Consider the following 15,840-nt stretch of genomic DNA (forward strand, 5'->3'; position numbering starts at 1 on the left):
TTATGGTTAATACGGTTCATAAGTTTGGTGGGTCGAGTCTCAGTACCAGTGAGCGCTATCAACATGTCGCAAAAATTATTATTGCCAATAGTCAGGCCGGTGATTGTGTGGTGGTGTCGGCGGCGGGCAAAACCACTGACACTTTAGTTAAGTTATGGCAAAGCTACCTGCAAAAAGATAGCCAAGCACTTAATGACATTTTGTTACTACTGCACAATCAGCAAAAGGGCTTAATAGATCCTTTATTACATGGGGATATTAAGCACGAAACATTACAGCAACTTGATAATGAGTTGCTGATAATCAATCAACACATTTCACAAAAAAAATTATCAGAGGCTGCGTTATTAGCTCATGGTGAACTGTGGTCAGCGCGTTTGCTCGCTGCTTACTTACAAACCTTAGCGATACCTGCGCACGCTTTAGATGCGCGTACTTTATTTACTCTTAGTGATGGGCAACTACTAACGCAAAAAAATATACAGCAGACGGGTCAATATATTTTAGCTGAAAAAATTAATGTGGTGACCGGCTTTATTGCTGCAAATGTACAAGGTGAAACGGTTACATTTGGACGTAATGGTAGCGATTATAGCGCTTCATTATTGGCTTATTATTGCCATGCTAATTCAGTAAGTATTTGGACTGATACACAAGGTGTATTTAGTACCGACCCGCGAAAAGTTAAACAGGCGATTAAATATAGCAAAGTATGTCGCGGGCAAGCTCATTTATTGGCACTTTTAGGCAATCCTGTATTACATGCTAAAACACTTTCGCCATTAAAAAATACAGATATAAAACTGGCTGTTCGCAGTAGTTTTGATATTGAAGCGACTCCAACTGAAGTTGTGAAAGAAGGTTACACCAAACAAAAACGTTTTATTACGACTTTAACTAATGTTGATTTATTACGAGTTGAAGGGCTGCATAGTAAAGAAGTTGCGCATGTAAGTCAGCTTATTCAACAGAGTTTGCATCATTTTAATCAACACGGCGAAACCTACATCATAGTACCTGCACACTATACTCATCAGGTGGTGAGTTACTTTGCTGGTAGAGCAAATATTAGTGAATCTAATTTAAATGGGTGTGCGCTGGTGGCGAGTGAAAGTGAGGCGCTACAGTTATGCACACAAGCACAAGAGTTATTGAACCAACAGCGTATAGAGCCTCGATTTATTCATCAAGGTGGGTCGTATGCAATAATATTAACTGAGCAGGTAATCGACAGTGATGTGCTTAGTGAACTGCATGAGCGATTAATTAATAAAGGACAAGAGCTGGCGATAATTATTGCTGGGTTAGGCAATGTGGGTGAGGTTTTTATTAACCAGTTGTCTAATCAAATAAACCGATTAGCTCAGCACTTTGATGTGAAGTTAGTCGGATTATTGCGTTCAAAAACGATGCTATTTAATGCTTCAGGGGTTTGTCTAGATACGTGGCAAAAGCAATATAAGAGTGAAGCGGCACCTTATAAAACTGCTGATTTACTTGAGCAAATTAAAGCGCTTGATTATGATCACAAAGTGGTGATTGATATTACTGCCAGTCATTCATTTAGTCAGTTATATCTGCAATTTTCACAATTAAACTGCCACCTTATTAGTGCTAATAAGTATGCCGGCACTGCTGCAACTCCTTGGTATAATACACTGCGAAATCATCTTGCTGAACGTAATTTGCATTGGCGTTATAACGCCAGTGTTGGTGCTGGTTTACCAATCAACTTTGCATTAGCTGATTTGCAAAATAGTGGCGATGAAGTGATAAAAATAGAAGGTGTTTTTTCAGGTACTTTATCGTGGTTATGTAGTCGCTATGATGGCTCAGTTGCTTTTTCAGAGTTACTTTTTAACGCCCAAAAAATGGGAATTACAGAGCCTGATCCACGAGAAGATTTGTCTGGTCGTGATATGCAGCGAAAGTTACTTATTTTAGCGCGAGAATTAGGAATAGAGCTTGATCTAGCTGATATTTCACTGAGTCCTTTAATGCCTCAAGCATTAACCAGTGGAAGCTGGGATGACTTTATTGATAATAAGCAGTTACTCGATAGTTTTATCTCTGAGCAAGCTGATTTAGCGGAGCAAAACAACGCTGTTTTACGCTATACAGGGGTGTTAGAAGTGATTGAAGGTAAAGTCGTAGCACAAGTCGGTATTAACTTTGTTGCGAAGGGACATGCTTTAGCAAATTTAACGCCTGGCGATAATATCTTTGTGATTAACAGCCAATTTTATAAAGATAATGCACTTGTTATTCAAGGCCCTGGTGCCGGGACGCAAGTGACTGCTGCGGGTATTCATTCTGATTTATTTTGGTTAGTGCAAGCGCTTAAGTAAGCCGTAGTTAGTTTGTTGTATGCACTTAAATAGCCTTTTCAAAAACTGAAAAGGCTATTTATTTTCTATTTGTTAAAATAAGTTATCTACTGTTTTAGTCTTTTCTTCAAAAATGTTACTTGGATGTTTTGTTACATACTTTGTTGGGGCAGTGCCTTTTTCAAAGTACTCAAAACGGCTGGTATAATCATTTTTATGACTTAATAAACCCGTTGCTAAATCGATTCGTACCGAAACTAAGTCTTCCGGGGGCTCAATAGGGGCTTCGGGTGTGCCTTCAAGAGCCGCAGCCATAAACTCTACCCAAGCAGGTTGCGCTGTTTTAGCTCCAGCCTCTGCACCTGCAATCTGATCACTTCCCAGGTTGGTATTACGGCTAGTACGGCCTAATGGGTTACCCGGGTTATCAAAGCCAACCCACACTGAGGTTAATAAATTTTTATTAAAACCACTAAACCAGGTGTCTACAGCATCATTGGTGGTGCCGGTTTTCCCTGATAAATCACGACGCTTTAATGCTTGGGCACGCCAACCAGTACCACTCCATCCTGTTTTATGGCTCCAACTACCGCCACCCCATATAGCGCTATGCATTGCTTGAGAAATCAAGAAGGCGTTTTGCTTTGAAATAATTTGAGGCGCACAGTTAGGTTGCGGCTCGCTGTCTACTTCTGTGGAGTGGTTAGTCGTTAATTGAATAGAGGGAATATCACTATATTGTTCTTCACAAATAATGGTGGGGTTGGCTTTAAAAAGTACTTTGCCATAAGCGTCTTGAATTTCTTCGATAAAATAAGGTTCTATAAGGTGGCCCCCGTTGGCAAATGCACTCATGCCACGAGCTAGTTCAATCGGGGTGATTGCTGCGCTCCCTAATGCAAGCGATTCACTACGGTTAATATCTTCATCTGCAAAGCCAAATTTTAACAAGTGATCGGCAGTACGTTGTAAGCCGACACCTCTTAACAAGCGCACCGAAATTACATTTTTAGATTGAGCTAACGCGCGTCTAATTCTTATTGGACCATCGTAAACGGCTGGACTGTTTTTTGGTCTCCATGCAACACCTTGGCTTTTATCCCACTGGTTTATAGGGGCGTCATTTAAAATTGAAGCTAATGTATAACCTTTTTCAAGCGCAGCAGAATATATAAATGGCTTGATGTTAGAGCCTACCTGTCGTTTTGCCTGAACGGCTCTATTATATTGGCTCTGAGTAAAACTATAGCCACCAACAATCGCTTTGACTCCACCATTTTGTGGGTTTAATGAAACCAATGCACTAGCGGCTTCAGGAAGCTGGCTCAATATATAGCTGTTGTCTTTGTTTTTGCGTAAAAATATCTGCTCCCCAGGGGTGAGTATTTCATTTGCGGTTTTAGGAGCAAACCCCTGACGATAGCGTGTGATGTATTTACGTGCCCACTTTAAATTATCCCATGAGAGGGTAACTTGCTCACCGGTTTTTAATAATACTTGTGCAGATAACTGTGATACTTCAGTAACCGCCGCGGCAATTAATGGTGATATCTCATTCACTGTGTTTAGTTTTTTAAGTATTTCTTGAGTTGCTAATGGCTGCTGAGTCTCGTTATCCCATAATATTGCAGCTGCACCACGATAACCATGGCGCATATCGTAATTATGTAGATTATTTATAAGGGCTGTTTGAGCTGCTTTTTGTACTTTGGAATTAACACTGGTAAAGACTTTAAAACCTTGGTTATAGGCATTGTCTTTACCGAATTTCGTGACCATTTCGGCACGTACCATTTCTGCAATATAAGGGGCATATAAGTCAATTTCAGCGCCATGAAAGTATGCTGTTATTGGTGCGTTTTTTGCACTTATAAATTCATCATCAGTAATATACCCTTCGGTATGCATGCGCCCCAATACGACATTACGACGAGACTTTGCTCGTGTTGGGTTTCTAATAGGATTTAATGCTGAAGGAGCTTTTGGTAATCCAGCAATCATTGCCATTTGCGCTAAAGTTAAATCTTTTAGTTCTTTACCATAATAAACTTGAGCTGCAGCACCAATACCAAAAGCCCGATTACCTAATTCAATTTTGTTTAGGTAGAGTTCGAGAATTTCATCTTTACTGAGAACATTCTCAATATGTAATGCAATAAATATTTCTTTAACTTTTCGAATGTAGGCTTTTTCTCGTGTTAAAAAGAAGTTTCGCGCTAATTGCATGGTAATTGTGCTGGCGCCTTGCTTTTTTTCACCCGTTGAAATTAAGACTAAAGCGGAGCGAACAATACCTATTGGATCAATACCATAATGATCATAAAAACGATTGTCTTCGGTTGCTAATATCGCTTGAATCAATGGCTTAGGGATTTGTTCTATCGTTACAGGTATCCTTCTTTTCTCACCAAATTGATTGATTAACAAACCATCTTTAGTGAAAACTTGCATAGGGGTTTGTAATTGTACGTCTTTTAAAACTTGCACACTGGGGATATCAGGTTTAACGTAGTAATAAAGGCTGATGAGTGTTATCAAACTAAATAACGTGCAAATGATAAAAAATTGTAAAGTTCGTTTTAATAAAATCACTTAATATTTCCCTTATTGGACTCCCAATTACGATTGGACACTGGTAGTATATATTGATTAAAAATTGAATAATATTTTTTCAGCAAAAAATTATAACTTGTTTAATTTATTACAAAGGCAAAGTTGCAAACATGCTAAGTCAACTATTTCAAAAACCATCTGAAATGATGGTAGGAATTGATATTGGATCTCACTCTATAAAAGCGGTGCTTTTAACAGAAATTGAAACTGGATTTCGACTTGAAGCACTGGCAATAGAACCGATGCCCAAAGGGGCGATGAGTGAACGCTCAATTCAAGATATTGAAGCGATAGGTAATATCATAACTAAATTAAAAAGAAAGTTACCTAAACAGCTTAAATCTGCCGCTGTGGCTGTATCAGGGCAAACCGTAATAACGAAAGTTATTTTTATGGATGTCACTTTAACGGATGCTGAACTTGAATCGCAAATAGAAATTGAAGCCGACAGTTTAATCCCTTACCCGTTAGATGAAGTAAATATCGACTTTGAAAAATTAGCTATTAACGAAGCGGATCCTAGTAAGGTTAACGTGTTGTTATCAGCGGCACGAACTGAAAGTGTTGAAGCGCGAGTAGGTGCATTAGAGGTTGCTAACTTAAAAGCAAAAGTTGTCGATGTAGAAAGTTATGCTTTGAGTCGATCGATGGACGTGTATTATAAGCAATTACCAAGTGATGCATTTGATAAGTGTGTTGCGATTGTCGATATTGGCGCAGTATTAACATTAGTAAGCGTTGTACAAGCTGGAGAAACGATTTATACCCGTGACCAAGTATTTGGTGGCGAGCAATACACTAACAGCATTGTTAATTATTATAATAAAAGCTTTGATGAGGCTGAAATTGGTAAAACCACGGGAGATTTACCTCCAAATTATACTTTTGAAGTACTTGCCCCGTTTCAAACTGCATTTTTGCAACAAGTACGCCGAGCAGTGCAAATGTTTTTAACGACCAGTGGTAAAGATCAAGTGGATTACATCGTGCTTACGGGTGGCACATCGATGATTGATGGGCTTGAAAGGTTATTAATTGAAGAACTTGGCATACATACCGTGGCAGTGGAGCCGTTTGTAAGTATGGAAATATCACCTAAAGTAGATCGTAATATGTTGCAAAGACATCGTAGCCAATTTGCAATTGCAACAGGGCTGGCATTAAGGAGCTTTTCATCATGCCATATATAAATCTCCTTCCTTGGCGTGAACACCAAAGAGAAGAATCGAAAAAGAAATTTTTGATTTTTTTAGGGGGGATCGCAGTAATATGTTTTGCTTTTATGTATGTATTAAGCAGTTATTATGGCAGCTTAAAAGAAGGCCAAAATTTAAGAAACAACTACTTAAGCTCTGAAATTAGCATGTTGGATAAGCGTATTCGTGATATCAGAGAGCTAGATAAGAAAAAGGAAAACCTTAAACAACGAATGAAGCTTATAGAAGAGCTTCAAGGTAGCCGTAATTTAGGCACACAGTTAATGGATGAGGTTGCCCGTATCGTACCTGCAGGTGTTTATTTAACAAAATTAGAACGTCGGGATAGAAAAGTAACGGTTTCTGGGCGAAGCGAATCAAATAACAGGCTATCGAGCATGTTACGCGAAGTACAAAATTCTTATTTATTAGAAAGGCCAATTATGCAAGGGATTGTTGCAGGTGAAAGTACCGGTCGGTTATTGAGTGACTTTAATATGGAATTTTATATCAAACCATTTGATAAAATAGGTGAGGTTGCCAATGAACCTTGATCTTAAAGCGTTATTTGATATCGATTGGAATGAAATAGAACTTGATAACATTGGGGACTGGCCTGTTGTTGTAAAAGCATTATGTTCAGTTGTGCTTGCCTTTATTGTATTATTTTTTAGTTATAGTTTATTAGTCTCTGATGAAATTTCAGCATACAGTAATGCAGTACAAAAAGAGACTGAGCTTAGAAATACTTATAAGGCTAAGTATGCCGTAGCGAGTAAATTAGATGTTTATCGCAATCAAATGGTGCAAATGGAAGATGAGTTTTCGCAATTATTAAAGCGCTTACCAACTTCAAATGAAACCCCAGGACTTTTAGATGATTTATCTTATGTAGGTACAACTAGCGGTTTAACGTTTTTAAAAATTGGCTGGTTGCCAGAAGTTGAAAAAGAATTTTATACAGAGCTGCCGATTAAAATTGAAGTTGTAGGGGCTTATCATGAATTTGGGAATTTTGTTGATAAAGTTGCTCAATTGCCTCGAATTGTAAGCTTACATGACTTTAGTATTGCTTCGGCAGGTGAAAAAAAGCTAACATTTAGTGTTATTGCTAAAACCTATCGTTATGAGGAGAGGGATAAAAAGTGAATAAACTAACCTTAACCTCTCTTATTACTATTTTTTTAGTTGGCTGTAATGCAGATACGACTGAGCAAAAAGAGTTTATCGATCAAGTTAAAGCAAGTACAACGCCTAAAATAGAAGATATTCCAAATTTAATTGAGTTTGAGCATTTTGAATATAATGCATCGCAATTACGCAGCCCCTTTGTGGCGCCACAACCAGAAATTATTCAAAATAAGTTAACGCAAATAAAAAATTGTCTACATCCAGAGCAAAGTCGCCAACGTGAGCCTTTAGAGAAGTACCCATTAGATAATTTAGCAATGAAAGGGACGCTAGGATCAAATGGTAAAACATGGGCATTAATTGAAGCGACCAGCGACAGTACTTTACATAGGGCTGGAGTGGGTAACTACTTAGGTAGTTATGACGGAAAAGTACAAAGTGTACATAGTGATTATTTAGAAATTGTTGAATTAATTCCTGATGGGTCTGGTTGTTGGAAAGAGCGCTTGACTAAGTTAGAAATGTTAGAGGCGGCAGATAATGGCTCAAACTAATACAGTAAAAGGTAATATAAATATGCATAAGGATGTACTTTTGAGAGCTCGTGTTAACTGCGCTTTATTTTTAACCCTAACGCTCTTTTTTGTTAAAACGGTATCTGCAGAGCCTTTGCTTTATGATGTGCGTTATAATCCATTGCTAAAAGGTGAAACCGAGCTGCAATTGGTATTTGATGAAGAATTGCAAGCAGAGCCAACAATCCAAGTGTTTAATACGCCAGCACGTGTTGAAATGTTATTTAAAAATGCCACGCTTGAAGAGGGCTTAAATAATGTGCCAGTAGATCAAGCTGGCATTAATAACGTTTCCAGCGTCATGACTGAACAAGGTTTAAAAGTGACGATAAACCTCGAACGTTTAAAGATTTATCAAACCGAGGTTAAAAATAATTTAGTATCGCTGCGCATTTCTGATCACCCACTCACTGAACAAGTTACTGAACTTGATGAACAACCACAAACCTATGATGGGAATTACATTAATAGTATTCAATCAATAGATTTTCGTCGTGGTGAAAAGGGCGAAGCTAAAATATTGGTTTTCTTACAAGAGAAGCAAGCTGCAATAGAAGTACAAGAAAGTGGTGGCAAAATTATCGCTGATTTTCACCATACCGATATTCTTGACGATTTATTGTATGAATTAGATGTTCTTGATTTTGGTACAGCTGTTAGCTCAATCGAAACATTTAAAGAGAGTAATTCGAGTCGTATTATTATTGAGCCTAATACTGAGTTTAATTTTACCTATCAACAAATAGACAATGTATTCACGTTAACTGTAGAAAAAGATGAAACGCAAAGTTCATATTTAGAAGGCGGTAAGGAATATCAAGGTCGGCCGATGACATTGAACTTCCAAGATATCCCCGTACGCGCAGTATTGCAGATTATTGCCGGTTACAACGATTTTAACCTAGTTACTAGCGATTCAGTTACTGGCAACATTACGTTGCGATTAGATGGCGTTGCTTGGGATCAAGCTCTTGATGTTGTATTAAAGATTAAAGGCCTTGATAAACGTATGGACGGTTCTATTTTGATGGTTGCACCTTCAGAAGAGCTTGCTGCGCGAGAAGCTAAAGATTTACAGGCACAGCGCCAAGTTGAAGATTTAGAACCATTGTATAGTGAATATATTCGTTTAAATTACGCAAAAGCCGAAAGCTTTTCTGAATTATTAAAAACAGAACGTAATAGCATTATTACAGCGCGTGGTAGTGTGTCGGTAGATGTCCGTACAAATACATTGTTAATTAAAGATACGGCGAAAAGTATTGAAAGCATTCGACGTATGATTGAAACACTCGATATCCCGGTTAAGCAAGTTGTTATTGAAGCTCGTATGGTTACTGTCTCTGATAATGTATCTGAAGACATGGGGGTACGTTGGGGGCTAAGTAATTTGCAAGATGACGTGGCAATTTCAGGGTCATTAGAAGGTGCCGACTCTACTGCATCGGGTACCGTAGCTGATTTAAGTGACAGACTAAATGTAAACTTACCAATTGCAAACCCAGTGGCTAGTATTGGCATGCAAATAGCAAAATTAGGTAATGGTACATTAATCGATTTAGAGCTCAGTGCACTTGAGGAAGAAAATAAAGGTGAAATTATTGCTAGCCCGCGCATTACTGCAGCTAATCAGCAAAAGGCGCGTATTGAGCAAGGTACAGAAATTCCGTATGTTGAATCAGCATCAAGTGGCGCTACAACAGTTAGCTTTAAAAAGGCAGTATTAAGCTTAGAAGTAACACCGCATATTACACCTGACAATAAAGTGATACTCGATTTAGTCATTACGCAAGATACACAAGGCGATACAGTATCAACAGGAACAGGTGAAGCTGTCGCAATTAATACTCAGCAAATAGAAACCCAAGTACTCGTTGATAATGGTCAAACTGTCGTATTAGGCGGAATATTTCAGCAACAAATTATTAATTCAACGAGCAAAGTACCTGTTTTAGGTGATATTCCATACTTAGGAAGGCTATTTAAAAATACATCTGAGTATAATGAGAAGCGTGAATTATTGATTTTTGTCACACCAAGGATACAAATTGATTAAATCAATGCATATATTTACTAATAATTAGGTAATAAACTAGATTAATTGCTCGATTATTGGCTTTTTATATTAATTGACTTGAAATACCTTACCAATTACTGAGATAATCCCCTCCTTAATTTTGGGGCCAGGTCGTTAGGCGGGGTTTTATTTTCAAATTTTAGAGTTCGTTTGTACTAAAAGATATGGCTGAAAAACGTAATATATTTCTAGTTGGCCCTATGGGGGCTGGCAAAAGCACAATTGGTCGTCACATTGCTGATCAATTACACCTTGAATTTGTTGATTCTGATCAAGAGATCGAACGTCGTACCGGTGCAGATATTGCCTGGGTGTTTGACCTTGAAGGTGAAGAAGGCTTTAGACTTCGTGAAGAATCTGTTATTGGCGATTTAACCGAAATGCAAGGTATTGTACTTGCAACAGGTGGTGGTTCAGTAATGAGTAAAGAAGTTAGAAACAAGCTTTCTGCTCGAGGTATTGTTGTATACTTAGAGACACCGATTGAAAAACAAGTAGCACGCACACAACGCGACAAGCGTCGTCCATTATTGCAAACCGAAGAAGCACCTCGTAATGTTCTAGAGCGTTTAGCAGAAGAACGTGAGCCGCTTTATAAAGAAGTTGCAGACTTTGTGGTACGCACTGATGAGCAAAGCGCTAAAGTTGTTGCAAATCAAATCATTGAGAAATTAGATTTTTAAAAACCAATAATAAAAAAGGAATAACCAGCATGCTTGAATTAACTGTTAATTTGGACGAGCGAAGTTATCCTATTTTTATTGGTAAATCTGTTTTACAAGACAAAGGCCGTTTAATTCACCATATTGGTGATTCTCGGCCTGTTATCATTTCTAATGAAACCGTTGCTCCTCTTTATTTGCAGGGGCTATTGGATTCGTTAAGCGATTTAAACCCGCTATCATTTATTATTCCAGACGGTGAGCAATATAAATCACTCACTTGGTTTGAGAAAATATCGGCTTTTTTACTTGAGAATAACTGTGGGCGAGATACTTGCTTAATTGCTCTTGGCGGTGGTGTCATTGGTGACTTAACGGGGTTTGTTGCTGCGTGTTATCAACGTGGTGTGCCATTTATTCAAATTCCAACGACATTATTGTCGCAAGTTGACTCGTCTGTAGGTGGTAAAACGGCAGTAAATCACCCACTAGGTAAAAATATGATTGGGGCGTTTTATCAGCCTCAAGCAGTTTTTATTGATACCTTATCATTGCACACGTTACCTGAGCGTGAATTTGCAGCGGGTATGGCTGAAGTTATTAAGTATGGGCTTATTTACGACACTGAGTTATTTTCTTACTTAGAGAAAAATATCAAAGAGCTACAATCACTGAGTGAAGATGCTTTGCAACATATTATTTTTCGTTGTTGTGAAATTAAAGCATTAATTGTAGCTCAAGATGAGAAAGAGCATGGTTTACGTGCCTTATTAAATTTAGGCCATACTTTTGCTCATGCAATTGAAGCTCAAATGGGCTACGGGGTGTGGCTTCATGGCGAAGCCGTTGCAACGGGGATGGTATTAGCCAGTGAACTTGCGCATCGCCGTAATGATTTATCACGTACACAAGTGCAACGTATCACACAGTTAATTGCTGATTATTCGTTGCCAACAACGATCCCTAGTAATATGACTAGCGAACACTTTTTAATGCATATGCGCAAAGATAAAAAGAATAAAAAAGGAACTATTCGTTTTATTTTACCTACGCAATTTGGCCGTTGTGAATTAGTTGATGATGTATCTGATGAGCAAGTTAGAGAACTAATAGCACAATAATGCAGGCAAAAATTTTACCCAGTCGTGCAGCGCTGGTTGACAGAATTGCATTGCAATTTGAGTACGGGCAAAACTTAATTGTTTTACTGGGTTCATCTGGCTTGGGTAAAAGCTACTTATTAGAAACCTTTATTACCGATAAATATCCTGAATTTAATAAAGCTTTTGTAAATGTAACGGCTCAAATGACGGATGTGCAATGTATGGCATCCTTATTAGAGCAAAGCTTTAGCTCCCCTTTAATTGATCATAATTTAAGTTTAGCCGATAACTTTTATCAGTTAAGTGCACAGCAGCCAACAACAGCCTACTTGTGGGTTATTGATGGGGCTAAACAGCTTTCAGATGAGATGGTCATTGAGTTAGAAGCGCTTTCTAAAAACAGCCCAACAACCTTATACATTATGGTGGCTTCACAAGCAAAGGGGCAGTTTAGTCAGTCAGTAGAAATGCATTTAGAGCCGTTAAATTTAAAAGAAAGTAAACAGTTGATGCAAGGTTACTTTGCAGAACTCCCCTATGACGAAGATCCTATATTTAGCACTTTTTTAGCTGAGGCAAATGGTAATCCTGGGTTATTGTTAGCGTGGCAAGCACAAGAGCAACAAATTGAAGTTGTCAGTAAAGATAAAGTCTCATGGCGTGTGCACTTAATTACTTTGCTATTAATTATTATGTTATTAATGATTGGTGTGCTGTATCAAAATGATATGCGTTTATGGTGGCAAGAGCAAAATGAGCAAATCGAAGAGGGTGATGAAGTTAAAACCGCGCTTGATGTAACGACAATAACACAACCAGAAGTGTCACCTGCTGTTTTACTACCAAGCGAAAATAGCACTAAAGATACGAGTAACATTGTTACTGAAATAGAAGATAGTGAATCGCAAACAGCAGTTGCTTTAGCGGCAGACAATGACGTGCCAGCTATTTTAAATAGCTTAACGGTTAACAGTGTTGCTCAAGAATCTGATGTACCTGCTACGCCAGATGTCGCTGTTAAAGAAGTTAATACTCCTGTAGATATCACAGCCGAAAGTGAAAAGACATGGTTTAGCATACAGCAGGACAATGCAGTTGTTATTCAGCTATTAGCTGTGACACAAGAGAAGGTGAGTATCCAATTTATTGCCAACAATAATTTACAAAATCAGTCTCACGTTTACCAAACACGTCGTAATAATAAGCTGTGGTGGATTGTAACTTATGGTATTTATAATAATATTGCAGAAGCGCAAAAAGGATTAGCTCAATTACCTGTAAATTTACAAAAAAATAAGCCGTTTTTTAAAACAATCAGTAAAATTAAACAAGAAATTGCACGTGTTGATCAGTAAAATAGCTGGCTTTAGTGTAAGATCGCGCAACATCAGATTGAAGTAAAGAGCCCATGCAGCAAAAGAGTAGAGCCTTCCTAAAGTGGGCTGGCGGAAAGTATAGTCTTGTTGAAGATATTAATGCGCGTTTAAACCAAGCAAGTTTACACGCCGATACTTTGGTAGAGCCTTTTGTTGGGGCTGGTTCTGTATTTTTAAATAGCAACTTTAAGCATTATATTCTTAATGATATTAACGCTGATTTAATTAATCTTTATAAAGAACTTAAGCGCTCACCAGATGAGTTTATAAGTGATGCAAGAAAGCTTTTTGTTGACTTAAATAACCATGCTGATGCGTATTACGACTATCGTGTACAGTTTAATCAAAGCCGTGATGTATATGAGCGCGCGATTTTATTCTTATACATGAACCGTCATGGTTATAATGGCTTATGTCGCTACAACCTAAAAGGTATTTTTAATGTACCATTTGGTAAATATAAAAAACCTTATTTCCCCGAAAAAGAAATGTTCTACTTTGCTAGTAAAGCTCAGCAAGCGACTTTTACTTGTTTAGGTTATGGCGAAGTATTTAATATGGTGCCAAGTAATGCGGTGATTTACTGCGATCCCCCTTATGTACCTTTAAGTAAAACGGCTTCGTTTACTTCTTATGCTAAAGGCGGCTTTAATTTAGACGATCAAGCCAACTTAGCAAACCTTGCTGAAAAAGCAGCTTTTGAGCATAAAACCCCTGTTTTAATTTCAAATCACGATACCGTCTGGACACGTAAAATTTATAGTCAATCGAGTATTGAGCAAATTCAGGTGAAGCGAACTATTAGCCCTAAAGGTGGATCAAGAAATAAAGTCGCTGAGCTAATGGCTATGTATATCGCACCGAAACAAACGATGAATAAATAACATGTTGTTAAAGCACGCATGTTGAGGTGTTAATAGCTTTGGTAAGGATTTATAAGGTTTACTAAAGAATAACTACAACGGTTACATAAACGGTGTTGAAAGTAGTTCTAATAAATCGAGATAATGGAACTGTGCGCTGCGGCTCTCGCCTTTTAACCAAGCAGCCCATGATTTGTTTTGCTCGATATTTAGGCACTTATGTTGAGTGCTTACTAGCGTGTGATCTTCGTTGTTATGAGCACAATTGATTTGTGCAATAGTGGCCGGTTTATTTTCAGGTAGAAATGAAACAACACCAACTACGACGAATACAGAAGCAATTAACATCCCAGTTTTAAATGCACGCATAATAAATCACTATAAATAAATACTTATACAATAATATCGTAACTTCAGTATGAAAAACAAGCATCCTAAAGGCTGATTTCTAAGCACTAAATCAATCACATTAAGAAAATAGTAACCTATAACCTACTGTGTATTGGGTTAATGAATGTATTAGGTTACATTATGTAATCATAAATTATTGCTGGAATTAATATGTTTAAACCAGAACAAAAATATTTAATTGCGCCCTCTATTTTATCCGCTGATTTTGCCAAGCTAGGTGAAGAGGTTGATAATGTTTTAGCAGCCGGAGCAGACGTAGTACATTTTGATGTAATGGATAATCATTATGTACCAAATTTAACGATAGGGCCTATGGTCTGTAAAGCGCTGCGCGATTATGGTATTACGGCTCCTATCGATGTTCATTTAATGGTAAAACCTGTAGATAGTTTAATTCCAGAGTTTGCTAAAGCAGGCGCATCTATTATTTCATTTCATCCAGAAGCAAGTGAACACATAGATCGCACCATTGAGCTAATTAAAGAAAATGGCTGCCAAGCCGGATTAGTGTTTAATCCAGCAACCAGCTTAAGTTACCTTGACCATGTGATTGACAAATTAGATGTTATTTTACTTATGTCGGTTAATCCTGGATTTGGAGGACAGAGCTTTATACCCCACACTTTAGAAAAATTACGCCAAACAAAGCAGCGTATTATTGAATCTGGCCGAGATATTCGCTTAGAAGTGGATGGGGGCATAAAAGTAGATAATATTGCCGCCGCAGCACAAGCGGGAGCGGATATGTTTGTTGCAGGTTCAGCCATTTTTAATCAACCTGATTATGCAGAGGTTATTACACAAATGCGCGATCAGTTAAAGGATGTAAACAATGAAGTATAATGCCGCCTTATTTGATTTAGACGGAACCTTAATTGATAGCGTATATGATTTATACATCTCAGTTAATTTAACCCTTAGTGAACTAGCATTTCCTATTGCTAGCCAAAAGTTAGTACAAAGCTGGATAGGCAATGGTATTGAAACGTTAGTAATGCGTGCGTTAAGTGGTGATATGCAAATTAGTGAACACTTAGATGATGCCTTGGTTAAGCGTGCTACAGAACGATTTTATCAGCATTATGCTGATCAAGTTGGTGAAAATAGTGTTTTGTTCCAACATGTTGAAACCGGTTTATCAGCACTTCGCACAATACCTAAAGCGATTGTTACCAATAAAGCCCGACAATTTACCGAGGTACTGCTAGAAAAATTGGCGTTAAGTAGTCACTTTGATATTGTCGTGTGTGGTGATGATATGGTTAAAAAACCTTCACCAGTGCCATTGTTATTTGCCTGTGAAAAGCTAAACGTTTTACCTAGCGAAACATTAATGATAGGGGATTCAAAAAGTGACGTATTAGCGGCACAAGCTGCAAATATAGATGTTGCAGTACTCAGTTATGGGTATAATCAGGGCGAAACTTTATCTGATTATAATCCGCAGTACCTATGCGACAACTTCTTAGATATAATACCGATTCTTTCAGCGCGTTAAGCATTTTT

General features: G+C 37.9%; 14 protein-coding genes. 12 read left to right on the forward strand and 2 right to left on the reverse strand.

Translation table 11 applies throughout. The features are described from left to right. The first annotated feature begins 2 nt into the window (after positions 1-2). The gene (metL, locus tag J8L70_RS05160) at positions 3-2,348 is read left to right on the forward strand and encodes a bifunctional aspartate kinase/homoserine dehydrogenase II (protein ID WP_211054420.1); all 2,346 of its coding nucleotides are present in this window, start codon (positions 3-5) and stop codon (positions 2,346-2,348) included. A 72-nt stretch (positions 2,349-2,420) separates the two neighbouring features. On the opposite strand, the gene J8L70_RS05165 is transcribed toward metL, so the two are convergent. Next, positions 2,421-4,919 carry a PBP1A family penicillin-binding protein gene (locus J8L70_RS05165; RefSeq protein ID WP_211054421.1) on the reverse strand — a complete coding sequence of 833 codons (2,499 nt, stop codon included), beginning with the start codon at positions 4,917-4,919 and terminating at the stop codon, positions 2,421-2,423. 131 nt (positions 4,920-5,050) lie between these two features. Here J8L70_RS05165 and J8L70_RS05170 point away from each other — a divergent pair, with 131 nt between their 5' ends. The 9 genes from J8L70_RS05170 to J8L70_RS05210 all read left to right on the forward strand — a co-directional run bounded on the left by J8L70_RS05170 (position 5,051) and on the right by J8L70_RS05210 (position 13,944). Continuing rightward, positions 5,051-6,130 (forward strand): pilus assembly protein PilM, encoded by a 1,080-nt coding sequence (locus J8L70_RS05170; RefSeq protein WP_211054422.1) that lies wholly within the window; start codon positions 5,051-5,053, stop codon positions 6,128-6,130. Continuing rightward, positions 6,118-6,690 carry a PilN domain-containing protein gene (locus J8L70_RS05175; protein WP_211054423.1) on the forward strand — a complete coding sequence of 191 codons (573 nt, stop codon included), beginning with the start codon at positions 6,118-6,120 and terminating at the stop codon, positions 6,688-6,690. The genes J8L70_RS05170 and J8L70_RS05175 overlap by 13 nt, the downstream gene beginning before the upstream one ends. Then, positions 6,680-7,285, forward strand: coding sequence for a type 4a pilus biogenesis protein PilO (locus J8L70_RS05180; RefSeq protein ID WP_211054424.1), 606 nt, complete (start codon positions 6,680-6,682; stop codon positions 7,283-7,285). Before J8L70_RS05175 ends, J8L70_RS05180 begins: the two co-directional genes overlap by 11 nt. Then, complete coding sequence (locus tag J8L70_RS05185; protein WP_211054425.1) at positions 7,282-7,821, forward strand: pilus assembly protein PilP; 540 nt, start codon at positions 7,282-7,284, stop codon at positions 7,819-7,821. Before J8L70_RS05180 ends, J8L70_RS05185 begins: the two co-directional genes overlap by 4 nt. Next, on the forward strand, positions 7,808-9,898 hold the full coding sequence (locus tag J8L70_RS05190; protein ID WP_211054426.1) for a type IV pilus secretin PilQ family protein: 2,091 nt from the start codon (positions 7,808-7,810) through the stop codon (positions 9,896-9,898). Before J8L70_RS05185 ends, J8L70_RS05190 begins: the two co-directional genes overlap by 14 nt. 185 nt (positions 9,899-10,083) lie before the next feature. Beyond that, positions 10,084-10,602, forward strand: a complete 519-nt coding sequence (gene aroK, locus J8L70_RS05195; protein WP_004589350.1) for a shikimate kinase AroK — start codon at positions 10,084-10,086, stop codon at positions 10,600-10,602. 29 nt (positions 10,603-10,631) lie between these two features. Next, on the forward strand, positions 10,632-11,702 hold the full coding sequence (aroB, locus tag J8L70_RS05200; RefSeq protein WP_211054427.1) for a 3-dehydroquinate synthase: 1,071 nt from the start codon (positions 10,632-10,634) through the stop codon (positions 11,700-11,702). Continuing rightward, a complete protein-coding gene (locus tag J8L70_RS05205; RefSeq protein WP_211054428.1) occupies positions 11,702-13,039 on the forward strand; it encodes an AAA family ATPase in 1,338 nt (445 codons plus the stop codon). The genes aroB and J8L70_RS05205 overlap by 1 nt, the downstream gene beginning before the upstream one ends. Before the next feature lie 53 nt (positions 13,040-13,092). After that, complete coding sequence (locus J8L70_RS05210; protein WP_211054429.1) at positions 13,093-13,944, forward strand: Dam family site-specific DNA-(adenine-N6)-methyltransferase; 852 nt, start codon at positions 13,093-13,095, stop codon at positions 13,942-13,944. An 81-nt stretch (positions 13,945-14,025) separates the two neighbouring features. On the opposite strand, the gene J8L70_RS05215 is transcribed toward J8L70_RS05210, so the two are convergent. Next, positions 14,026-14,292 carry a hypothetical protein gene (locus tag J8L70_RS05215; protein WP_211054430.1) on the reverse strand — a complete coding sequence of 89 codons (267 nt, stop codon included), beginning with the start codon at positions 14,290-14,292 and terminating at the stop codon, positions 14,026-14,028. 192 nt (positions 14,293-14,484) lie between these two features. Here J8L70_RS05215 and rpe point away from each other — a divergent pair, with 192 nt between their 5' ends. Together rpe and J8L70_RS05225 are read left to right on the forward strand one after the other, a co-directional pair. Beyond that, on the forward strand, positions 14,485-15,177 hold the full coding sequence (rpe, locus tag J8L70_RS05220) for a ribulose-phosphate 3-epimerase (RefSeq protein WP_211054431.1): 693 nt from the start codon (positions 14,485-14,487) through the stop codon (positions 15,175-15,177). Beyond that, positions 15,167-15,832, forward strand: a complete 666-nt coding sequence (locus tag J8L70_RS05225) for a phosphoglycolate phosphatase (RefSeq protein WP_211054432.1) — start codon at positions 15,167-15,169, stop codon at positions 15,830-15,832. The genes rpe and J8L70_RS05225 overlap by 11 nt, the downstream gene beginning before the upstream one ends. The last annotated feature ends 8 nt before the right edge of the window (positions 15,833-15,840 follow it).

The sequence above is a fragment of the Pseudoalteromonas sp. MMG010 genome (assembly GCF_018100905.1).
Lineage (GTDB): Bacteria > Pseudomonadota > Gammaproteobacteria > Enterobacterales > Alteromonadaceae > Pseudoalteromonas.